The sequence below is a fragment of the Christiangramia sp. OXR-203 genome (genome assembly GCF_034372165.1).
In the GTDB taxonomy this organism is placed as follows: Bacteria; Bacteroidota; Bacteroidia; order Flavobacteriales; family Flavobacteriaceae; genus Christiangramia.
The window spans coordinates 214284-236206 of record NZ_CP139698.1; the positions used below are offsets into that span (position 1 = coordinate 214284).

General features: G+C 40.2%; 23 protein-coding genes, 1 tRNA gene and 1 pseudogene. 15 read left to right on the forward strand and 10 right to left on the reverse strand.

The window, feature by feature from the left end:
* The first annotated feature begins 1 nt into the window (after window position 1).
* From T8I65_RS01040 to T8I65_RS01070, 7 genes are all read left to right on the forward strand, one after another.
* Window positions 2–784 (forward strand): enoyl-CoA hydratase/isomerase family protein, encoded by a 783-nt coding sequence (locus T8I65_RS01040; protein ID WP_322301665.1) that lies wholly within the window; start codon window positions 2–4, stop codon window positions 782–784.
* A gap of 106 nt (window positions 785–890) precedes the next feature.
* A complete protein-coding gene (locus T8I65_RS01045) occupies window positions 891–1964 on the forward strand; it encodes a PA0069 family radical SAM protein (protein ID WP_322301666.1) in 1074 nt (357 codons plus the stop codon).
* A 63-nt stretch (window positions 1965–2027) separates the two neighbouring features.
* Window positions 2028–2408 carry a hypothetical protein gene (locus T8I65_RS01050; RefSeq protein WP_322301667.1) on the forward strand — a complete coding sequence of 127 codons (381 nt, stop codon included), beginning with the start codon at window positions 2028–2030 and terminating at the stop codon, window positions 2406–2408.
* Between the two features lie 11 nt (window positions 2409–2419).
* Window positions 2420–3175, forward strand: a complete 756-nt coding sequence (locus T8I65_RS01055) for a PoNe immunity protein domain-containing protein (protein ID WP_322301668.1) — start codon at window positions 2420–2422, stop codon at window positions 3173–3175.
* A 47-nt stretch (window positions 3176–3222) separates the two neighbouring features.
* Window positions 3223–3570 carry a hypothetical protein gene (locus tag T8I65_RS01060; protein ID WP_322301669.1) on the forward strand — a complete coding sequence of 116 codons (348 nt, stop codon included), beginning with the start codon at window positions 3223–3225 and terminating at the stop codon, window positions 3568–3570.
* Between the two features lie 11 nt (window positions 3571–3581).
* Entirely contained in the window at window positions 3582–4268 is a 687-nt protein-coding gene (locus T8I65_RS01065) for a PoNe immunity protein domain-containing protein (protein ID WP_322301670.1), read from the forward strand.
* Between the two features lie 48 nt (window positions 4269–4316).
* The gene (locus T8I65_RS01070; RefSeq protein WP_322300584.1) at window positions 4317–5564 is read left to right on the forward strand and encodes an IS256 family transposase; all 1248 of its coding nucleotides are present in this window, start codon (window positions 4317–4319) and stop codon (window positions 5562–5564) included.
* 126 nt (window positions 5565–5690) lie between these two features.
* On the opposite strand, the pseudogene T8I65_RS01075 reads toward T8I65_RS01070, so the two are convergent.
* Window positions 5691–5882: pseudogene (locus T8I65_RS01075) on the reverse strand (HD domain-containing protein); the annotation flags it as partial.
* Between the two features lie 195 nt (window positions 5883–6077).
* Here T8I65_RS01075 and T8I65_RS01080 point away from each other — a divergent pair.
* Together T8I65_RS01080 and T8I65_RS01085 are read left to right on the forward strand one after the other, a co-directional pair.
* Window positions 6078–6860, forward strand: coding sequence for an Fpg/Nei family DNA glycosylase (locus T8I65_RS01080; RefSeq protein WP_322301671.1), 783 nt, complete (start codon window positions 6078–6080; stop codon window positions 6858–6860).
* Window positions 6861–7094: 234 nt separating this feature from the next.
* Window positions 7095–9041, forward strand: a complete 1947-nt coding sequence (locus tag T8I65_RS01085) for a S9 family peptidase (RefSeq protein WP_322301672.1) — start codon at window positions 7095–7097, stop codon at window positions 9039–9041.
* Between the two features lie 50 nt (window positions 9042–9091).
* On the opposite strand, the gene T8I65_RS01090 is transcribed toward T8I65_RS01085, so the two are convergent.
* The 3 genes from T8I65_RS01090 to T8I65_RS01100 form a co-directional block, all read right to left on the reverse strand.
* On the reverse strand, window positions 9092–9745 hold the full coding sequence (locus tag T8I65_RS01090; RefSeq protein ID WP_322301673.1) for an HD domain-containing protein: 654 nt from the start codon (window positions 9743–9745) through the stop codon (window positions 9092–9094).
* Between the two features lie 2 nt (window positions 9746–9747).
* Window positions 9748–10479: a lysophospholipid acyltransferase family protein gene (locus T8I65_RS01095; RefSeq protein WP_322301674.1), complete on the reverse strand. Its 732-nt coding sequence runs from the start codon at window positions 10477–10479 to the stop codon at window positions 9748–9750.
* A 95-nt stretch (window positions 10480–10574) separates the two neighbouring features.
* Window positions 10575–10985 carry a BrxA/BrxB family bacilliredoxin gene (locus tag T8I65_RS01100; protein ID WP_141876506.1) on the reverse strand — a complete coding sequence of 137 codons (411 nt, stop codon included), beginning with the start codon at window positions 10983–10985 and terminating at the stop codon, window positions 10575–10577.
* A 182-nt stretch (window positions 10986–11167) separates the two neighbouring features.
* Between T8I65_RS01100 and T8I65_RS01105 the strand changes: the two genes are divergently transcribed.
* Window positions 11168–11902, forward strand: coding sequence for a TerB family tellurite resistance protein (locus tag T8I65_RS01105; protein WP_141876507.1), 735 nt, complete (start codon window positions 11168–11170; stop codon window positions 11900–11902).
* On the opposite strand, the gene T8I65_RS01110 is transcribed toward T8I65_RS01105, so the two are convergent.
* A complete protein-coding gene (locus tag T8I65_RS01110) occupies window positions 11899–12372 on the reverse strand; it encodes a thioredoxin family protein (protein WP_322301675.1) in 474 nt (157 codons plus the stop codon). The two genes, T8I65_RS01105 and T8I65_RS01110, sit on opposite strands and share 4 nt — an antisense overlap.
* A gap of 1 nt (window position 12373) precedes the next feature.
* Window positions 12374–14674, reverse strand: a complete 2301-nt coding sequence (locus tag T8I65_RS01115; RefSeq protein WP_322301676.1) for a TonB-dependent receptor — start codon at window positions 14672–14674, stop codon at window positions 12374–12376.
* Window positions 14675–14770: 96 nt separating this feature from the next.
* Here T8I65_RS01115 and T8I65_RS01120 point away from each other — a divergent pair, with 96 nt between their 5' ends.
* The 3 genes from T8I65_RS01120 to T8I65_RS01130 are packed head-to-tail and all read left to right on the forward strand — an operon-like array spanning window position 14771 to window position 16746.
* Window positions 14771–15427: a metal-dependent transcriptional regulator gene (locus T8I65_RS01120; RefSeq protein WP_322301677.1), complete on the forward strand. Its 657-nt coding sequence runs from the start codon at window positions 14771–14773 to the stop codon at window positions 15425–15427.
* 1 nt (window position 15428) lies between these two features.
* Window positions 15429–16250, forward strand: coding sequence for a ZIP family metal transporter (locus T8I65_RS01125; RefSeq protein WP_295180601.1), 822 nt, complete (start codon window positions 15429–15431; stop codon window positions 16248–16250).
* A 49-nt stretch (window positions 16251–16299) separates the two neighbouring features.
* Window positions 16300–16746 carry a hypothetical protein gene (locus T8I65_RS01130; RefSeq protein WP_322301678.1) on the forward strand — a complete coding sequence of 149 codons (447 nt, stop codon included), beginning with the start codon at window positions 16300–16302 and terminating at the stop codon, window positions 16744–16746.
* Here T8I65_RS01130 and T8I65_RS01135 read toward each other — a convergent pair whose 3' ends face one another.
* The 4 genes from T8I65_RS01135 to T8I65_RS01150 all read right to left on the reverse strand — a co-directional run bounded on the left by T8I65_RS01135 (window position 16747) and on the right by T8I65_RS01150 (window position 20021).
* Window positions 16747–16905, reverse strand: a complete 159-nt coding sequence (locus T8I65_RS01135) for a hypothetical protein (protein ID WP_322301679.1) — start codon at window positions 16903–16905, stop codon at window positions 16747–16749.
* A gap of 35 nt (window positions 16906–16940) precedes the next feature.
* Window positions 16941–19043 carry a ferrous iron transport protein B gene (gene feoB, locus T8I65_RS01140; protein WP_322301680.1) on the reverse strand — a complete coding sequence of 701 codons (2103 nt, stop codon included), beginning with the start codon at window positions 19041–19043 and terminating at the stop codon, window positions 16941–16943.
* Window position 19044: 1 nt separating this feature from the next.
* A complete protein-coding gene (locus T8I65_RS01145; protein WP_026914792.1) occupies window positions 19045–19275 on the reverse strand; it encodes a FeoA family protein in 231 nt (76 codons plus the stop codon).
* A gap of 74 nt (window positions 19276–19349) precedes the next feature.
* Window positions 19350–20021 carry an SCO family protein gene (locus tag T8I65_RS01150; protein ID WP_322301681.1) on the reverse strand — a complete coding sequence of 224 codons (672 nt, stop codon included), beginning with the start codon at window positions 20019–20021 and terminating at the stop codon, window positions 19350–19352.
* Between the two features lie 151 nt (window positions 20022–20172).
* Between T8I65_RS01150 and rseP the strand changes: the two genes are divergently transcribed.
* Both rseP and T8I65_RS01160 read left to right on the forward strand, forming a co-directional pair.
* On the forward strand, window positions 20173–21489 hold the full coding sequence (rseP, locus tag T8I65_RS01155) for an RIP metalloprotease RseP (RefSeq protein WP_322301682.1): 1317 nt from the start codon (window positions 20173–20175) through the stop codon (window positions 21487–21489).
* Between the two features lie 232 nt (window positions 21490–21721).
* A tRNA-Asn gene (locus tag T8I65_RS01160) sits at window positions 21722–21795 on the forward strand.
* Window positions 21796–21923 lie beyond the last annotated feature (128 nt).

Here is a 21923-nt window from a genome sequence, read left to right on the forward strand (position 1 = left end):
TATGAGTTATCAGAACATTTTAGAAGAGATTGAAAATGAAATATTAACGATCACAATAGATCGACCAAAGAAGCTGAATGCTCTTAACAGAGAGACGATTCTTGAGCTTCACCAGGCTTTTAAAGCGGCGAAGGATAATGACGAGGTAAAAGTCGTAATTATTACCGGAAGTGGAGAGAAGGCTTTTGTAGCTGGAGCAGATATTAGTGAATTTGCCGACTACTCACCAAAAGAGGGGAAGAAACTTTCAGCAGATGGGCAGGAGAAGTTATTTGATTATGTAGCTAATTTCCCTAAACCGGTCATAGCAGCTGTAAATGGATTTGCTCTTGGTGGCGGACTCGAACTTGCTATGGCAGCTCATTTTAGAATTGCCAGTGATAATGCCAAAATGGGATTGCCGGAAGTATCTCTTGGAGTGATCCCGGGATATGGTGGAACTCAAAGGTTACCACAACTGGTAGGGAAAGGTCGCGCGATGGAAATGATCATGACCGCGGGAATGATCGATGCAAACCAGGCTTTGCAATACAACCTGGTGAATCATGTAACATCTCAGGAAGATTTGATGGAACTGGCCGTAAGCCTGGCTCAGAAGATTATGAAGAATTCCATGGTTGCTATTTCTACAGCGATCAAAGCGATCAATGCCAACTATGAAGATGGTATTGATGGATTTGAGGTGGAAGTAAAAGGTTTCGGTGATAGTTTTGGGACCGAAGATTTCAAAGAAGGAACTTCAGCATTTTTAAACAAGCGTAAAGCCGACTTCCCTAATAAATAAAATACAGGCTCCTATCTAAAAATTTAGATTTGAAGAAGGAGCCTTTTCATTGAATTTTAACTAGGATAAAATCCATTAAAAAGGAATAATTCCATAATTTTGGATTATGAGTTATGAGGATTTTATCAAAGGCAGAGGTGCCCAGAAAAACAGCAGTAATAAGTTTGATGCGCATAGTCATGAAACCAGGGACGACTTTCTAAATTATTGCAATGCGGAAGGGGAAGAAGCGGTTAATTTTAAAACCACAACTATTGAAACCTTTCCCAAGAGCATCGTCAACAAAGTGACGAGTCCCGATGTTGGAATGGACTTTTCACTAAATCCCTATCAGGGCTGTGAACATGGTTGTATTTACTGCTACGCCCGTAATAGTCATGAATTCTGGGGTTATAGTGCCGGTCTGGATTTCGAGCAAAAAATACTGGTAAAAAGAAATTCTGTTGAACTTTTAGAGAAAAAGCTGAAGAGCAAATCCTGGCAGGCGCGACCTATCGTCCTGTCTGGAAATACCGATTGTTACCAGCCAATTGAAAAGGAACTCAAAATTACCAGAAGTTTGCTGCAAACCTTTCTGAAGTACCGGCACCCGGTTGGTATGATCACGAAGAATTCCCTCATTTTACGCGATCTGGATATTCTAAGAGAACTGGCTCAGGACAGGCTTGTACATGTAAATATAAGTATCACCACGCTACAGGAACATACGCGTAGAGTGCTGGAGCCAAGAACCGCCAGCATCAAAAAAAGACTGGAAACCGTAGAGAAACTTTCGGTAGCGAATATTCCGGTGAGTGTGATGATGGCGCCTATCATACCATCAATCAATAATCACGAAATTATGCCGCTGGTTCGAGAAGTGGCTAATCGAGGTGCTCGCGGTGTAGGTTATACGATCGTGAGACTGAATGGAAGCATTGGAGAGATCTTTACAGACTGGATCAAAAAATCCATGCCAGACCGGGCAGATAAGGTTTTAAACCAGATTGCCAACATTCATGGAGGTAGTCTGAATGATAGCAGGTTTGGCACCCGAATGAAAGGCGAAGGCCAGTTCGCGGAGCAAGTAAAGCAGCAATTTAAAATTGCTCGCAAGATGTATCTACAGGATCGTAAAAAGCCCAGTCTAAACTGTAAGTTACATGAGGAATACAAAGACGGACAGACAAAATTATTTTAGACCTTACCGTATTTTCAAGAAATTTGATATGTTCGTCAACATAAAGGTAATTGGGCAGAAGCAGTGGTTGATGTTGAATGGTTTGAAAAAGGTTATACCGCCATACATAAACACAAAATAACCACACTAACAGACAGCCATCAGGGCATAGATCATATTTTCTGGAATCCTAATACCCAAAAATACGCGATTGTAGAAACGAAGTATAACGGTACAAATATGATTACTTTGACAAATGGGACTAGGCAAATGAGTGATGAATGGATTGACAACGGATTAGCAAACAGTAGGTTAAAAGTTGCTTTGGGCAATGATTCACTTTATGATCAAGTTAAAAATAATTATGAGAGGGTTGTAGCGTATGTTTATCCAAACGGCAAGACTGTCTACAAGTATGTTGATGAGTCAGGCTACCCTATAAATCATTATTATCCGGAACTTTAAATATCATGGAAATGGAAAAGTTTGATTTTCAACGAACATTGAATAATTTTAAGGTGATAGACGAAAGCAATCGACATAGTTTAACTCTGGATTTGAGTCCTCACAGATTGAAGTTATATAATTATGCAATATTCGGTATGTGTTTAATGTCATGGATTGCTAGGTATTCAAAAGGAGAAGATATTACCGAATTAAACATTTCATTCGAAGAACTGAATAAAACATTGAAGAATAGATGGAATAAAGAAGCCTTAAAAGTATATGTGGGTAGAAATCGTAAGGAATTAAATGAATTTAAATATGATAATTATGTACATATACTTTGGTTTTTTAGTATCTCTATTCTTTTAGAATCTGAAAAAGGAAGCAAAACGGTATCTACCATAATTAAAGAGTGTGAGGTACAAGACTTGATTTTCAACTATTACATTAATCATGTATTTGATGAAGATCAAAATTTGGTTGAGGAAAGTTATACCCGTTTTTTTATGATTCCTCAAAAATTTAAAAGATTAAGAGAAATCATTTTAGAACAGAATTTAGATACCTGTAAAATAATGATTAAGCAATACTTAAAAAAATACTGGCTTAAGAGTTATAATAAGTATGGAAGTGAAATGGGACTTGAAAGCACGAAAACACAAGAGGGAGGAAAATATTTCTTTGGTTTTTGGGCTTTTGAGGTAGCTGCTGTTGCTAAATTAAAGGGATTTGGAGAAGAGGAGTTTAAACATCTACCCTACTTCCCAACTTTTAATGATAGGTAAAGGTTTTAGGCCTCGCCATTCCATTCGTCATAAAATTGCTTGAAATAGTGTTTCATAAACACAAAGTAACCACACTAACAGACAGCCATCAGGGCATAGATCATATTTTCTGGAATCCAAATACCCAAAAATATGCGATTGTAGAAACGAAGTATAACGGTACAAATATGATTACTTTGAATGATGGGACGAGGCAAATGAGTGATTCATGGATCGATTTTTCACCGGAAGATTCAAGACTATTGGAAGCACTTGGAAATGACGAAAGTTTGTATAAAATTGTTAGGGAAAATTATGAAAGAGTGGTTGCTTATGTATGGCCTGACGGTAAAACTTCCTATAAATATGTTGATGAGTCAGGCTACCCTATAAATCATTATTATCCGGATCTTTAAATATTATAAAAATGGAAAAATTTGATTTTCAAAGCACTCTGGATAATTTTAGTATTTTAAATGAAATCAATATACAAAGCTTAGATAAAGATTTGAGTCCTCACAGGAGAAATCTAAATAATTTTGCAGTCTTCAGTATAGCTTTAAAATCATGGATTGCTAGGTATTCAAAAGGAGAAGATATTACCGAATTAAACATTTCATTCGAAGAACTGAATAAAACATTGAAGAACAGATGGAATAAAGAAGCCATAAAGGTATATGTGGGTAGAAATCGAGAGGAATTAAATCAGTTACATTATGATAATTATGTGAATATACTTTGGTTTTTTAGTATCTCTATTCTTTTAGAATCTGAAAAAGGAAACAAAACGGTATCTACCATCATTAAAGAGTGTGAAGTACAAGATCTGATTTACAATTATTACATTAATAATGTATTTGATGAAGATCAAAATTTGGTTGAGGAAAGTTATACCCGTTTTTTTATGATTCCTCAAAAATTTAAAAGATTAAGAGAGATTATTTTAGAACAGAATTTAGATACCTGTAAAATAATGATCGAGCAATACTTAAAAAAATACTGGCTTAAGAGTTATAATAAGTATGGAAGTGAAATGGGGCTGGAAAGCACAAAAACAAGAGCTGAAGGAAGGTATTTTTATGGTTTTTGGGCTTTTGAGGAGGGTGTAATTTAAACTCTGTCTGAATAGATTTTTTATATTAATATTCAAACAGATTGAAAAATGACACAGGAAGAACTGAACAACATTGAAAAAAAAGCACTTGAACAATTTACGACTGGGAAAAGCCTTTTCGGCAAGGACGGCGCTTTTGCACCGCTGCTCCAAAATTTCCTTGACAAGGCCCTAGAGGCCGAGATGGAGGCTCATCTTGACGATGATGAGCGTCTCAAGGGCAACAAGCGCAACGGCAAGGGCAAAAAGACCCTGAAGACCGGTGTGGGTACTTTCGAGATCAAAACGCCCCAGGACCGCCAAAGCAGCTTCGAGCCCGAGATCGTAAAAAAGCGACAGACCATTTTGGCGGACAACCTGGCCGACAAGATAATCGGCCTCTACGGTCTGGGGATGGGCTATCGGGACATCTGCGCCCATATCAAGGAAATGTACGATACCGAGATCTCGCACAGCGTGCTGACCGATATCACCGATCGGATCATACCCGATATCAAGGCATGGCAGCGAAGGCCATTGGACGTGATGTACTGTATCGTCTGGCTGGACGCCATGCACTACAAGGTCAAGGAGGACGGCAAGGTCCGCCACAAAGCGATCTACAACATACTGGGAATCGACAAAAACGGCCATAAGGACGTGCTGGGCATGTACATCTCGGAAAGCGAGGGGGCCAATTTCTGGCTGCAAGTGCTCACCGACCTGAACAACCGTGGGCTCCAGGACATACTGATAGCCTGTACGGACAACCTGAAAGGGTTCACCGATGCCATCCTGAGCATCTTTCCAAAGACCGATGTCCAACTGTGCATCGTGCACCAGATACGCAACTCGCTCAAGTACGTAGCCTCCAAGGACCAAAAGGAGTTCATGCGCGACCTGAAACTGGTATACAGGGCCAACGGCAAGGAGGAGGCCGAGGACGAACTGCTGGACCTGGAGGAAAAATGGGGCAAGAAGTACCCGGTGGTCATCCAGAGCTGGAACGACAACTGGGAGAACCTATCGAGCTACTTCGCATATTCCGCCCCCATCAGGAAGATTATATACACCACCAACGCCGTAGAGGGGTTCCACAGGCAGGTGCGGAAGGTGACCAAGACCAAGGGCGCGTTCACCAGCGACATGGCCCTTATGAAGCTGATCTATCTGGCGACCATGAACATTCAGAAGAAGTGGACATCGCCATTACAGAACTGGGCAACGACCGCCCAACAATTTTTTATTAAATTTGAGGGCCGCATGCCGCTCGATTTGAGCACAGCCCCTCCGGGGGGTACCCCCCGGAGGGGCTGAGGACCGGACAGAGTTTAAATTACACTCCCCTTTTGAGGTAGCTGCTGTTGCTAAATTAAAGGGATTTGGAGAAGAGGAGTTTAAACATCTACCTTACTTCCCAACCTTTAATGATAGATAAAGGTTTTAAACTTCTCCATTCCACTCCTTATAGAATTGCTGAAGATAGTCTTCCATAAAACGATGGCGATTTTCAGCAAATTTTTTTTCCTGTTTCGGTGTTCATTCGGTCCTTCAGCAACAACAGTTTTTCATAAAAGTGGTTGATAGTTGGAGCTTCGAAGCTGTATATTCTTCCTTGCTCATCTGCAGGTTTGGCACCCGAATGAAAGGCGAAGGCCAGTTCTCGGAGCAGGTAAAGCAGCAGTTTAAAATTGCTCGAAAAATGTATCTTCAGGATCGTGAAAAGCCCAGTCTTAACTGTAAGTTGCATGAGGAATACAAGGATGGGCAAACGAAGCTTTTTTAATTTTTCTGAAATTTCTATTTGTACTAACTTGAAAACAAGAAGCTATGCCAGAATTACCAGAAGTCGCCTATCAGAAATTATATATTGATTCCACCAGTCTTCATCAGAAGATTGTAAAGGTGGATATGGGAACAGATAAGATCTTCCAGTCACCTAAAAAAGAATTCAAGGACAGACTTGAAGGAAACGAGATCAAGGCGGTTTCTCAAATTGGTAAATATCTTTTTCTGGAACTTGAAGAGCACGGTTTTCTGGTAGTTCACTTCGGAATGACGGGTAGAATGGAATTCTTCCAGCATGATGATGTTCATAAACATGCGCAGCTAACACTTACTTTCGACAACGGAGGTAAACTGTCTTTTATTTGTCCGCGGAAATTCGGGAAACTATTTCTTACTGATGACATAGAAAACTTCAGAAAAGAGAAGAAACTGGGACCGCATGCGACTGAAGTTTCAGAAGAAGAATTCATCGAGCTTTTCAGCAACAAAAAAGGCAATGTAAAAACTGCATTGATGGACCAGGCTTTTATTGCGGGTCTGGGGAATTTGTACGTAGATGAGATGCTTTACCAAACGGGAATTCATCCAAAATCAAAAACTGAAAACCTCAAAAAGAAAGATCTCGAGGCTTTGTTCAAAAATATGAACATCATCCTTGAAACGGTGACCAAGAGTAAAACCGAGGGCGAGCAGATCCCCGATTCGTATCTTAGAAATCATCGGGAAGCAGGTGGTGACTGTCCGAATGGGAAGGCTAAGATCGAAATGATAAAAATAGGAGGAAGGAGCACCTATTTCTGTCCGGACTGCCAGGAGATAAGATAATTTCTCAAAATCAAGAATTGATCTACTCTGCTACCAGATTCTGTAGGTCAAAATCCTAATGTTTTATTAGTACTACAGGCCTTCCGAACTTGATTCGGTAATTTTGCAGGAAGACATTCCAGGCATCATTTCATCAAGGTTGAAAATAAGCTTTGTGGGAACATTGAAAATTAAAACGATGTAGGGAATAAATACTAATCCGGGCAGGAATACCCGCGAAAATTATATAAGATCGTGAAAGAAAAACCAGGAAATACCACATTACCATCAGGCAAGGAAGAGCTAGCCAGACTGGCCGCCCTGGAATCTGGGAACTACAAATATTCAGTCGAAGACTACTTCAAAACTCCGGAAGCATTCTCATTTAAATTATCTCCAGATGGAAAATACATTGGATATATGAAACGAAGAGCTTCAGGAGAACGGGATTTATACCTGAAAGAAGTTGCTTCAGAAAAAGAAACATTGCTTAAAAAACAGGAAGAGGACCTTATTCGTGGGTTCGCCTGGGCGAGTAAAGATCGTATTGTCTATATGCAGGACAAAGGAGGCGATGAAAATTACCATGTTTATGGGGTGGATATTTCCGGAGCAAATGATGTAGACCTTACTCCGTATGATGGGGTGCGTGCCAACATCTTATCTTCTTTAAAAGAAGATAAAGATCATATGATCATCCAGATGAATAAAGACAACTTGCAGCAGGAAGAGCCTTATCTATTGAATGTGAATAATGGAGAGATCACAAAACTTTACACAGTAAAAGAAGGTGATGATCCAGTAGCAGGTTACAACTTTGACAGTAAAGGAAATCTTCGTGCAATTACAAAAATCAAGGACGGGGTTAATACTGAATTACTATATAAGATCGATGGTGAATTCAAGCAGTTAAAATATACAGATTTTAGTGATGCCTTCAGTATTTCTTCATTTAATGTAGATTCTGAAAATCCAGATCTTGCTTATGTAGTTTCCAATCTGGATGGTGATAGGACCGAAATACAGATATATGATCTTAAGCAGAATAAGAAGATAGAAACCATATTCAGTAATGAAACATTTGACGTTTCAGGGTTGACGCTGTCGAGAAAGCGTGATTACGAAATTGACTACTTCAGCTACACCGGTGAAAAAACCGTAGTGGTTCCTGTAAGTGAAACCTATAAAAAAATCTACGTAAGACTAAAAAAGGAGTTTGGAGACAAACAATTCTATACAGCTGGCAGAACAGATGATGAAAGTAAATATATGATCGCTGTGACCAGCGATAAGATCGTTGGCGAGTATTACCTGTACGATGTGGAGCAAGACGAAGTAACTTTGCTATATAAGTTATTACCGCAATTAAAGCCGGAGGATATGGCCTCTATGAAGCCGATCACTTTTGAAAGCCGGGATGGCAAAACCATTTATGGATATATCACGCTTCCGCAAGACTATAAAGCGGGACAGAAATTACCACTTATAGTGAATCCTCATGGCGGCCCGCAGGGAATTAGAGATTCCTGGGGTTTTAATCCTGAAGCTCAGCTTTTCACCAGTCGTGGTTATGCTACCCTTCATGTGAATTTTAGAATTTCGGGTGGGTACGGAAAAGAATTTTTAAAAGCTGGGTTTGGCGAAATAGGCCGTAAAGCAATGGATGATGTCGAAGATGGAATAGACTTCGTGATCGATCAGGGGTGGGTAGATAAAGACAAAGTTGCTATTTACGGTGGAAGTCATGGTGGTTATGCGGTGCTTCGCGGAATGACCAAAACTCCTGAGAAATACGCCTGTGGTGTGGATTATGTGGGAGTAAGCAATCTAAACACATTCATGCAAACCATCCCGCCATACTGGGAAAAATACAGGGAGATCATGTACAAGATCTGGTATAATCCAGACAATCCTGAAGAACAGGCTATCATGAATGAAATTTCACCTGCCCTGCATGTGGATAAAATCAAAAGGCCACTGTTCGTAGTGCAGGGTGCAAATGATCCACGGGTGAATATCGATGAAGCAGACCAGATCGTGGAAAGCTTGAGAGCACGCGGAGTGGAAGTGCCTTATATGGTAAAGTATGATGAAGGCCACGGTTTTGGGAAGGAAGAAAACCGACTCGATCTTTACAAAGCCATGATGGGCTTCTTTGCGGAACATCTAAAAGATAAAGAAGTTAGTCCGTTAAAGGGTTAATACTTGCGGAAATTGATTTATTAGAGGTCGATACAGGAATGTGTCGGCCTTTATTTTTTACCATCCCATTCAGCATAAAACTGGTCAAGAAAAACTTTCATAAAAGCGTGACGCTGTTCAGCGATCTTTCTACCGGTAGCCGTATTCATACGCTCTTTAAGCAAGAGAAGTTTCTCATAAAAATGATTGATGGTAGGAGCCAGGGAAGCCTTATATTCTTCCTTGCTCATATTCAGGTTAGGTTTGATCTCCGGATCGTAAAGTGGTCTGTTCTTAAAGCCACCATAATTGAAAGTTCTGGCGATCCCAATAGCTCCAAGTGCATCCAGCCTGTCGGCATCCTGAACGATATCAAGTTCGATAGATCGAAATTGCTGTTGAACATTTCCGCCTTTAAAAGAAATATTCTCTATGATCTTCACGACGTGATCTATGATAGCTTCTGAAACCTTTTGAGTTTCTAAGAAATCTCTTGCCTTCGCCGGGCCAACGGTATCATCTCCACCATGAAATTTAGAGTCGGCAATATCATGAAGTAATGCACCTAATTTCACGACAAGAAGATTTGCTTCTTCTGAAGCTGCAATATTCAGACTATTCTTATAAACTCTTTCAATATGAAACCAGTCGTGACCACCTTCAGCATTTTGCAATGTTTCCTTCACATAAGCGATCGTATGCTCGATCAGCAATTCTTCGGTCATAATCATTTAATATCTGCAATAATGGTTCTTTCAATTTTGGCAATAAGACTTTCAGCATCCATAGAGGATATTTCTATTGGGTCATGTGCTTTTAAGGTCATATTTACGCCAATCCCCATCGGGAAATTTCCGTATTTGAAAAGTTTCCAGGAATTATTGATGGTAATTGGAACTACGAGTGCTTCCGGATTCTTTTTGAAAAGCATCAACATCCCGTTTCTTCGAAATTCCTTGGGTTCTCCAGTTCTACTACGCGTTCCTTCAGGAAATATAACAGCAGATCGTTTTGTAGTTTTTAGATAATCTCCAAATGCCGACATTTTTTGCAGCGATTCTCTTCTGTTCTTGCGATCTATTAGTACTGAACCGCCATGTCTTAAATTGAAGGAAATACTTGGAATACCGTGACCTAATTCTTTTTTACTAACGAATTTTGGATGATGTTTTCTAAAATACCAGATAAGTGGTGGAATATCATACATTCCCTGGTGGTTGGAAACAAAGATCACTGTGCGAACTGTTGGTATATTTGCAGGTTTCTGAATATCGAAAGTAGTTCCCAGAAGATTCAGGCAACGTAAGAGGAAAAGATTGAAGATATCCACGCTTTTTTTATGTGCTTCATATCCTCCAAGTTTCAGGCATACCCACTGGATAGGATGAAAAAGGAGTAAATTCAGAAAAAAGAAGAAATAGAAAATTACCGTAAGCGGGTAAGCAAGAATTTTTTCCATAGGCTATAAAAATACCAAAAATAGCGAAATCTAGAACTGAGGTATAAAAAAACCACGCCGGAAACTGCGTGGTCTTAAATTATATGAGGTGATTCTTAGCAGAACTCGTTATAAGCTCCAATAAGATTTTCAGCGATCATATCTGCAGGGCGACCTTCAATATGGTGACGCTCTAGCATGTGTACTAATTCACCGTCCTTGAACAATGCCATAGATGGCGAAGAAGGAGGGAATGGTACCATAAGATCTCTCGCTTTATCTGTTGCTTCTTTATCTACACCTGCAAAAACAGTTACCAGATTATCTGGTTTTTTGCTATTCTGTAAAGACATTCTAGCTCCCGGTCTTGCGTTCGCTGCTGCACAACCACAAACAGAATTCACTACTACCAGAGTAGTTCCCTTCTTTTCCATAGCCTGCTCAACATCTTCTACTGTGTGTAACTCTTCAAAACCAATACTAGTAAGATCCTCTCTCATTGGTTTTACTAAATCTGCTGGATACATATATCAATTCTTTTTATTAAACTTTATTGAAGCACAAAGGTACCAAATTAAGTTCAGCTTACATATCTCAAATTACTATGTACTAATAGGTTCAGTTTATGACCTGTTCATAGCGAACTCATGAAGCTGATTATAGATTACAACACTAAAATGTTATCTTTGCGGCTAAAGAAAATTGCCCAATGATCAAATGGCTTGCCGCAGTTCTGGGATATATGTACTTCAGGTTTCCCGGTGCTATTCTTGGATTTATAGTAGGTTCCCTGCTGGATAATTACATACGCACCTCTGGTGGTCTGTTTAAATCCATGGCTGGTGGACAAAAGCAAACAGTTTCACCTGGAGACTTTGAACTTAATTTACTTTCCTTAAGTTCCATTGTGATCAAGGCAGACGGGAATGTCTCCCAGCAGGAACTTGATTATGTTCGCGCGTATTTTATACAGGCTTATGGAAAAGAGCGTGCGAATGCCACTTTTCGAACTTTCAACGAAGTAGTTAAGAACAGGCAGGTTTCGGCTTATAATATTTCCAGGTATCTCGCTGCAAGAACAAAGTATCCAACCAGGCTTCAAATTATTCATTTTCTCTTCGGAATTGCCCAGGCCGATGGTCGCGTGAGTGAAGCTGAAGCGGTTATCATTAAAGAGATCGCCGGTCATCTTCAAATTGGAGCCAGAGATTTTGAAAGTATCAAGGCAATGTTCTTTAAAAGCACTAATAGCGCTTATACGATTTTGGAAATCGAGAAATCTGCGACAGACGCTGAAGTAAAAAAGGCTTACCGAACCATGGCGAAAAAATACCATCCAGATAAATTAGGAGACATGGATGAAGCCTATAAAAAAGGAGCTGAAGAGAAATTTAGAAAAGTTCAGGACGCCTACGAACAGATTCAGAAGGAACGCGGACTTTAATTCTCCAGTATTTCCAGGAACTGCTCTTTGTTGAGATATTGAAAATACCTTGCCGTGGCTTTGAAATTTTCATCCAGAAATACCATTGCCGGTAGCGAAAATGGCCTGTTCTTTCGTCTGGCCATGAGCAGAGCGATCTGGTGAACTGGATTTCTTCGGTTTAGTCGTTCATTTATAAACACCTGATCCCCAAAGCGGATAGTATCCTCACTTTCCACATCAAATTTTACTGCGTAATAATCTTTTCTCAATCGCTTCTGAATCACTTCGGAAGAAAAAACTTCCTCATCCATTCTTTTGCAGGGTGCACACCAGTCGGCATAAAAGTCTATAAAAACCGTTTTAGGTTGCTGCAGAAGGGAATCATATAACTGTTCAAAAGTGAGCCATTCTACTTCAGACCTCTTTTGTGCTGAAGTTTCCGCAGAAAGAACAAAGAGTAGAGCAGCAAGGATTACCGAAAACTTCATATTATAAGGATTCTATTTTGAGACCTATGAATACAGAACGCGGATTCCCAGGTCCGTATACGTAATTACTATCACGGTTCTTCCCGATATCAAAATCATCCTGGTAAGCATTGGTCACGTTTTTGACCCCACCAAAGATCTCCATATTGGAATTCACTCTATCCAGTGGAATGTTATAACCCAAACGCAAGCTTAACTCAGCAAAACTGGGCGTGATATTATATTCATCTACATCCTGTCCGGTTCCTTCCCCGGCAAAATGTACAATATCCATCTCTCCTGTATAAACGAGGTTAGCACTTGCATTGAAGCGTTTGCCTGGAGTGTAGGTAAGCGTTGCGTAGCCATAATCGTTTGGTGTACGAAGAAAATCTCTTTTCGCTTCCAGTCCTTCTATGTTTTCAACAGGTTCTTCAAATTTGCTGGATTGTAGTGTGAATCCTGCTTCCAGTTCAAATAGGTAATCAAAATTAGCCCTGGTTTCCAGTGTTAACCCTTTCACAGTAGCGCCCGCACCATTACGTTTTTCAAAACGTTCACCAAACTGATCCTCTCCTAATGGGAATAAATAAAAGGCATCGTTCAGTTTTGTATAAAAACCTTCCAGGGTATAACCCCAGATAAAATGCTCGGTAGCTCGATCGTAATTAATAGATGCAGTGAAACTATTACTTCGCTCTTCGAACAGGTCTTCTGCCAGTGAAATTCTAGAAATTCCGCCGCCGGCAAATGCGATGTGCAGATCTGTGTCAAAAGCCTGCGGAGCACGGAAACCTGTTCCCCATCCCAGTCTAAACTGCGTGGTTTCTTTCAGTTTATACAACAACGAAAGACGCGGACTCACAATTGCATCATCTACCAGATTATGTTTATCGACTCTAAAACCCGAAAGGAAATTGAGATTCTCGGTGACATCCCAGTCATTTTGAAAGAATGCTCCAAAATTTCTGGTCGTTTGATCGATGAGGTAATTGTAAGAAGGGATGATATCGTACACATCATCATATACGAATTCTGCTCCCGTAGTAAGGGTAGTGGTTCCGCCAAGAAAATTGTCGATTCGCTGATTAAATTGTCCACCTCCCTGGTGCGTTTCCACTTCTGAAGTTCCGTAAGGAGGATTGGTAAAAAACTGCTGTTTTTCGATTTCGTCATCTGGAATGATCCCGGTATAATGATCCCGCTTTGTAGATTGACCACCATAATAGAGGATAACCGAACTCTTGTCGTCATTAAAATTTACCTGGTAATCAAGGCTTCCCATTAGAACATTATGAGTTCGCTCTTCACTCTGTTGAGCCAGATATGCGGGGCCTTCCACCATTTCACCACCATAACGGTATTCATACAAACTGCTCAGGCTTAAATTGATCTTGGAATCTTCAGTTGGAAGATAAAAAGCATTAACCCCAAAAGCATTGTCCTTAAGTTCCGGCAATTCAGAATAGTTATCGCCATTCGCATCATATAATTCCCGGGTTCTTCTATTAACGAAAAAATTTGCTCCAGCTTTATAATCCTTGGAGACTACCGTAGCGTTTCCGTTTAGAATATCCTGGTTTGCATCGCCATCAATGTTCTCGAAAGTATAGCTAAGACTGTATGAATTTTTCTTCGGAATTTTGGTAATTACGTTGACTGTCCCACCAATGGCGCTGGAACCATATAACGCTGAAACTCCACCGCGAACAACCTCTATACGCTCGATCATATTTACTGGAATTTGTTCCAGACCATATAAACCGGTTAACGGACTAAAGATTGGACGACCGTTCACCAGGATCTGTGAGTATCCGCCTTGCAATCCATTCATTCTTAGTTGGGTGTAATTACAGGTCTGGCAATCTTTTTCAATTCTCAGCCCCGGCTGAAAGCGCAACCCATCAGAAAGGTCTGTTGCAACGACCTGTTCCAGGGTTTCACTATCAATAAGATTTACGATCACTGGAGAATCTGTACGTCTTTTAGCAGTTCTGGTCCCGGTAACTACAATTTCGTCCAGTCCGTTTGGATCTATTTCCATTTCGATGTTAAGAATCTTTTTTCCCTTTACGAGCTTGATATTCCTGTAAACTGTCCTGTATCCCTGGGACTTTACGATTACCTTATACTCACCAGCAGGAAGCTTCAGGCTATAATCACCATTTTCATCTGCACTTGTACCATAAGATTCATCTGAAGTATAGATACTGGCAAACGCCACGGTACCTTCAGAAGAACTAATGGTTCCGGTGATTTCAGAATCCTGGGAAAAACTGGAAATGGATATAATTCCGAAGAGGAGAAAGGATATTATCCGCATAATTTTTTTACGAAGATATAAAATATATTTAGACGAGACTAAAAAACGGATTTATTAAATTAAAAATGTATTTTTGGTGCTATTAAAATGTTATTTATGTTTAGCTTATCTGAAGAGAATTATCTAAAGGCCATATTTCATCTGCAGAATTCCTATAAAAATGGGGTAAGTACGAATGCACTTGCCGAAGACATGCAAACCAAAGCCTCCTCGGTGACCGATATGATCAAGAGACTTTCAGAAAAGGGCCTGGTGAATTACAGGAAATATCAGGGTGTAAAACTTAGTGAAGTGGGTAGAGCTGCCGCAATAGAAGTGATTCGAAAGCATCGCCTGTGGGAAGTATTTCTCGTGGAAAAGCTCAATTTTAATTGGGATGAGGTGCATGAGGTGGCAGAGCAGCTGGAGCATATAAAGTCTGAAAAGCTAACTGCAGAACTTGACAGGTTTCTGGGATTCCCACAGCGAGATCCACATGGAGATCCTATTCCAGATTCAGAAGGGAACTTTTCCGTAGCTAACCGCGTCTTACTATCTGAACTTGAAACTGAAGAAACCGGGATTTGTGTGGGAGTGAAAGATTCGTCTACAGAATTTTTACAATACCTGGACAAGAATAATATTTCTCTGGGAGCGACCGTAACGGTTAAGCAAAAAGAAGAATTTGATCAATCAATGTTGATCGAAATGGACGATAATGAGTTGATAATCTCAAACCAGATCTCAACCAACTTATATATAAAAACAACTTAGAATGGAAGCATTAATTAGCTATTTCGAACAATTGGATCCGGTACTTGCAGCATTATATGCGACCCTTTTTACCTGGGGGCTTACGGCGTTAGGAGCATCGCTGGTTTTCCTGTTTAAAGGGATGAACCGTGCATTTTTTGATGGAATGCTAGGTTTTACCGGTGGTGTCATGGTTGCAGCGAGTTTCTGGAGTTTGCTGGCTCCAGGAATCGAGATGAGTCCCGGCGAAGGATTTGAAAAGACCATCCCTGCGCTGGTAGGATTTGGGCTGGGAGCACTGTTCATCTTTGGTTTGGATAAGGTACTTCCCCATTTGCACGTAAATTTTAAAATGAGTGAAGCTGAAGGGGTCAAAACTCCGTGGCATAAATCTGTATTATTAACGCTGGCGATCACCCTGCACAATATTCCCGAAGGTCTTGCCGTAGGTGTTCTGTTTGGTGGTGTTGCCGCGGGATTTGAAGGTGCCAGTATTGGTGGTGCGGTTGCATTGGCCATTGGTATTGGATTGCAGAACTTCCCTGAAGGATTTGCAGTAGCCATGCCTTTAAGAAGACAGGGATTGAGCCGATGGAAAAGTTTTAATTATGGTCAGCTTTCTGCGATCGTCGAGCCTTTTGCAGCGGTACTTGGTGCCTGGGCCGTAATGACCTTTGAACCAATTTTACCGTATGCTTTATGTTTTGCTGCGGGTGCGATGATCTTTGTAGTGGTAGAGGAGGTGGTGCCGGAAGCACAGCAGGGAGACTTTACCGATATTTCAACTCTTGGATTTATTGGAGGTTTCATGGTAATGATGACGCTGGACGTAGGTCTCGGTTAGTGTTTTTGCAACAGGTGCTATTTCCGGTCGTCTTTTTTAAAAAGGCAATATGCGATTTCTCATTATTTTTATGGCATTATACATTTCTTTTCAATCTACTGAAAAGCATAAAAATGCTACAACTTCAGAAACAAAAGAACAAAAACCGGAAGTAGAATTAAACATTTTCTCGGCATCATTATGCCTTGGAGATGAGCTTAATTTTGGAGACCGCCGAATAAAATTCAGGGAGATCATTTCAGATTCCCGGTGCCCCAGTAATCCTATTGTTACGTGTATCTGGGCAGGACAGGTGCGAGTAAAAGTAGATGTCTATGAAAAGCGGAAGTTTGTTGGAAGTGTGGAATTTTCAGGTACTCGATCGATTGACCATCTTTTTTCTAATTCGAAAGAATTGAAGATAAGCCTGGTAAATGTCAAACCTTATCCAGTGAATCCCGGTATGATTCCTGCGGAAGATTATATGGTAAGTTTTCGGCTCACCGAAGTAATGTGATTAATCACTACAGCCACAACCGGAAACTCCGCATGCAGACGTGCTATCCTTCTTTTTGGATCCTCCAACAAAGGAAGGCTTCCAGATAAAACGCGTGACCACATAACCCAGAGCTATTAAAAAAGTAATTAAGACCAGTATTTCCTGAAGTATTTCCATATCAATTCAGTCGTTTTATAATTTTAAACTTACTCTTATTTCAGTACCTGGAATGCAATAAGTGCGACTACATAAGCAAAAGCAGTCATGATCACTAATTGTAAAATAGGCCATTTCCAGGTGTTTGTTTCTCGTTTCACTATAGCCAGCGTGCTCATACATTGCATCGCGAAGGCGTAGAAAAGCAACAAGCTTATACCACTGGCAAATGTAAATAATGGACCGCCCAGGACAGGGTTGGTTTCTGCAGCCATTCGGTTTTTGATAGTTTCCTCTTCGTCACTTCCCACACTATAGATAGTTGCAAGGGTTCCTACGAAAACCTCTCTTGCAGCAAAGGAACTTATGATCGCGATCCCAATTTTCCAGTCGTAACCTAATGGAGCAACAGCAGGCTCTATTCCGCGTCCCATGATGCCTATATAGGAATTCTTCAATTTATAAGAAGCAATTGCTTCTTCTACACTTTCATCTTCTATATTCTCGGTGTTCTCATACTGAGCGGTAACGATCTCTTCAGCATTGTTAAAATCATCTCCAGGCCCGTAACTGGCCAGCACCCATAGAATTACAGAAATAGCTAAAATGATCTTTCCGGCGCCAAAAACAAAAGATTTTGTTTTTTCAACCACGTTGATCGCAACATTCTTGGCCATAGGAAGCTTATAATTAGGCATCTCTATGACGAAGTAAGATTTTGTACTGGTCTTCAATATTTTATTCAGTAACCACGAGGAAAAAATAGCCATTCCGAATCCAAGCAAATAAAGTATCATCAATGTTAATCCCTGGTAATTGAAACCAAAGAAACTCTCGTTAGGAATTACGAGTGCTATAATGATGAGATAAACTGGTAATCGTGCGGAGCAGGTAGTAAACGGAACTACCAGAATAGTAATTAGTCTTTCTTTCCAGTTCTCAATATTCCTGGTAGCCATTACTGCCGGAATCGCACAGGCTGTTCCGGAAACCAATGGCACCACACTTTTCCCACTAAGACCAAAACGTCTCATGATCCGGTCCATTAAAAAGACTACCCGGCTCATATAACCCGATTCTTCCAGAATGGAAATAAAGAGGAATAAAAATGCGATCTGCGGAATAAATATAACAATCCCTCCAAGCCCGGGAACGATCCCTTCTGATATTAAACTGGTAAAGGAGCCCGGCGGCAGGGTGTTTTTCGTCCATTCGCTTAGCGAAGCAAATGCGGCATCGATCATATCCATAGGATAGCTCGACCAGCTATAGATTGCCTGGAAAATTAAAAGTAAGATTCCGAAGAAAATAACATAACCCCAGACCTTATGCGTTAGAATACGATCAAAACGAGAACGAAGATCTGTAGCCGCATTCTTGTCTACGGTCATAGTCTCCTTCAGCACACCATTAATGAACTGGTATCTTAAAATTGTTTCTTTTTGCTGAAGCCTCTTCAGGTCACTAACAGATTTTGTGTTAAAATCTGAACTTCGGTTGATCTCACCACGGTTTATATTTCCGAAGTTAACATCCTGGGTGATAACCAGCCAGAGTTTGTATAAAGATTGATTGGGAAAGGTCTTGCGTAAGTTTCCGAAGTATTCCGGATCAATAACAGAGGCATTTACACAGGGATCTACCGTCATGTGCCGGTAATTGATGATCAATTCCTTTAGCTCATCAATCCCCATATTTTTACGGGCACTTACAAGCGCGATCTTAGTTTTTAAGCGTTCTTCCAGTAATTTTATGTCCAGGCTAATCCCCTTTCGATCCATCCTGTCTGCCATGTTGATCGCAAGAATGGTAGGAATTCCAAGGTCTTTGATCTGGGTGAACAACAGCAAATTCCGCTTAAGATTTTCCACGTCGCTTACTACAACGGCAACATCTGGATAATCTTTATCGTTTTTATTGAGAAGCAGTTCTATGACGACATTTTCATCAACAGAACTGGCGTTTAAACTATAAGTACCTGGAAGGTCAAGAATATGAGCTTTTAATCCACGTGGAAGTTTGCAGATCCCTTCCTTTTTCTCAACGGTGATCCCGGGATAATTCCCAACCTTCTGGTTGAGTCCGGTAAGCTGATTGAAAACAGAGGTCTTTCCAGTATTGGGATTTCCTATTAAAGCAACATTAATTTGCTTTCCCATATTAGCCTATTAATTCGATTTCTATAAGCAAAGCGGTTTCTTTTCTTATGGCCAGATGACTTCCATTTATGTTTAAATACATAGGATCATGGAATGGCGCAGTTTGAACAAGTTCTACTTCGTTTCCGGGAAGGCAACCCATTTCGAGCAATTTCAGGGGGACCATATCTGCAGAGAACTCTTTAATGATTCCGCGTTGGCCTCGCCTAAGATTTGCAACCGTCACCTTCATTTTTATTTAGATTGATTTTAAACAAGGCAAAAGTAATGGAATTTGGTCCAATACAAAAGATTAGCCTTAATTAATTAGCGATCCTCTTTCTTCAGTATTTCGATATCGTGCATAAGATCTTCTATGGCTTCTGGCTGGGTACCGTCATAAAAACCTCTAATTTGTTTCTTTTTATCTACCAGCACGAAATTTTCGGTATGAATCATATCGTATTTCCCACCATCGCCGGTGGATTTAGTAGCCAGGTAAGATTTTCGAGCAAGATCATAGATCTGCTTTTTATCACCGGTCACCAGGTTCCATTTTTCATCGAGCACACCTTTTTCTACGGCATATTCTTTTAATACAGGAACGCTGTCTGTTACGGGAAACACAGTATGGGAGAGAAGTAAAATGTCCTCATCATCTTTGATTTTTTCCTGGATCTCAATCATATGATCTGTCATGATCGGGCAAATGGTAAGGCAGGTGGTAAAAAAGAAGTCGGCTACATAGATCTTATCATCATAAAAATCTTCAGTAATAGTATCCCCATTTTGATTTACGAGTTTAAAATCTGCGATCTTATGATATTTTCTAACAAACTGTACAGTAGTATCAACCAGTTCAGCGTTTACCATATCGGGTTGATAAACGGGTAATCGCTCCTCAGGTTTTAGCAGAGTATAAATAACATACATGATGATTACCGAAAGAACAGCCAGTACGATGGCGAACGGTTTATAGCGGGCAAAGAACTTCAGCATTGGCGCAATTTTTTACAAAGTTATGGCCTGAGGCTCAATTAGTCCAATTTCTTCTGCGGAATTTTTCGCGGTTGCTTACTCGATCAAACTAAACTTTTCTAGAAGCTTTTAAAAACTTACTTTTGTGCGATTTAAAATTTGAAGTTAGCTGATGGATCCATTTCTAGTAAAAGCCATACAATTAATATTAAGCCTTTCCCTACTTATTGTTCTCCACGAATTAGGTCATTTTATTCCGGCCAAGTTATTTAAGACCAGAGTTGAAAAGTTCTACCTGTTCTTTGATGTGAAATTTTCGTTGTTTAAAAAGAAATTCGGGGAAACCACCTATGGAATTGGTTGGTTACCGCTTGGAGGATATGTGAAGATTGCGGGGATGATCGATGAGAGTATGGACAAGGAGCAAATGTCCAAACCGCCACAACCCTGGGAATTTAGAAGCAAGCCGGCATGGCAGCGATTAATTATCATGCTGGGTGGTGTAACTGTAAATCTTGTGCTTGGTTTTCTTATTTATATGATGATCATGTTCGTTTGGGGATCTGCTTACGTAGGGCCAGATGAAATGCCAGATGGATTTGCAGTGATCGATGATTTTAAGGAATATGGTTTCGAGGATGGAGACAGGATCCTTGAGGTGAATGGAAATGAGTTCCAGAATAGCCTGGATATCAATAAGCATCTTTTTATGAGAGATGTTCAGAATATTACGGTATTACATCAGGATGGTTCAGAAGAAACTATTGAGGTTCCAGAAGAAATTGGGACACAGATGTTTGAAAAAGGAGTAATGCAGCCATTTGTTCCAATTCAGTCTGCAGTACTTGATACGGTAATTGCAGAGCATGCAGCATCAAAGGCGGGTCTTAAAAAAGGAGACAGTATTATTAGCCTGAATGATGTTGAAATTGGTTACTGGCACGAAATCGCCCCTGCTTCCATTGAAAACAAGGAAAAGGCTATTGAAGTTGTTTTTGAACGAAATGGTGAGATCATGAGCACAGAGGTCACTCCAGATGAAGATGGATATCTGGGTGTTGGGCCAGCCTCAGAGATCGAGATAAAACGCAATAAGTACGGTCTTGGTGAAAGCATAAGCAAAGGTTTTGATTATGGCTATTGGACATTGAGAGATTATGTGTACCAGTTCAAATATGTATTTACAAAAAAGGGAGCTACGCAACTTGGAGGATTTGGAGCTATTGGTGGTTTGTTCCCGGATTACTGGAACTGGTTTGGGTTCTGGAATACCACAGCCTTACTTTCAATTATCCTGGCATTTATGAATATCCTCCCAATTCCGGCCTTGGATGGAGGACATGTGATGTTCCTGTTGTATGAAATGGTTACAGGTAGAAAGCCGAATGATAAGTTTATGGAAATCGCCCAGATGGCTGGTTTCTTCTTATTGATAGCGCTGGTGCTTTATGCAAATGGAAATGATATCTACCGCTGGTTATTTGAATAATCTCTGCGGAAGAATTTATAGATACAAAACAGTCCTTCGGGGCTGTTTTTTTATATAATATCATCTGTAGAAATATAAAATTCATCATTACTGAAAATTTTATAGATCTGTAATTAATTGACTTTCTGAAGGATTCGTAATCGAAGTGAAATTCTTCGAAAAAAATCTGAAATTTGTTTTGACAGCATTTAAAAATTGATTTATATTTGCAACCGCTTTCAAAGCAAAACATTCCTCCTTAGCTCAGTTGGTTAGAGCATCTGACTGTTAATCAGAGGGTCCTTGGTTCGAGCCCAAGAGGAGGAGCTTAGTAAAGACAAGCCATTCAAGAAATTGAGTGGCTTTCTTTTTTTTGTGGGTACAACATAGGTACAACAAATTAAATCTCTTTCTTTATTTTTCTTTTGGCTATATTTAATAGGTTGAAGCAGTTG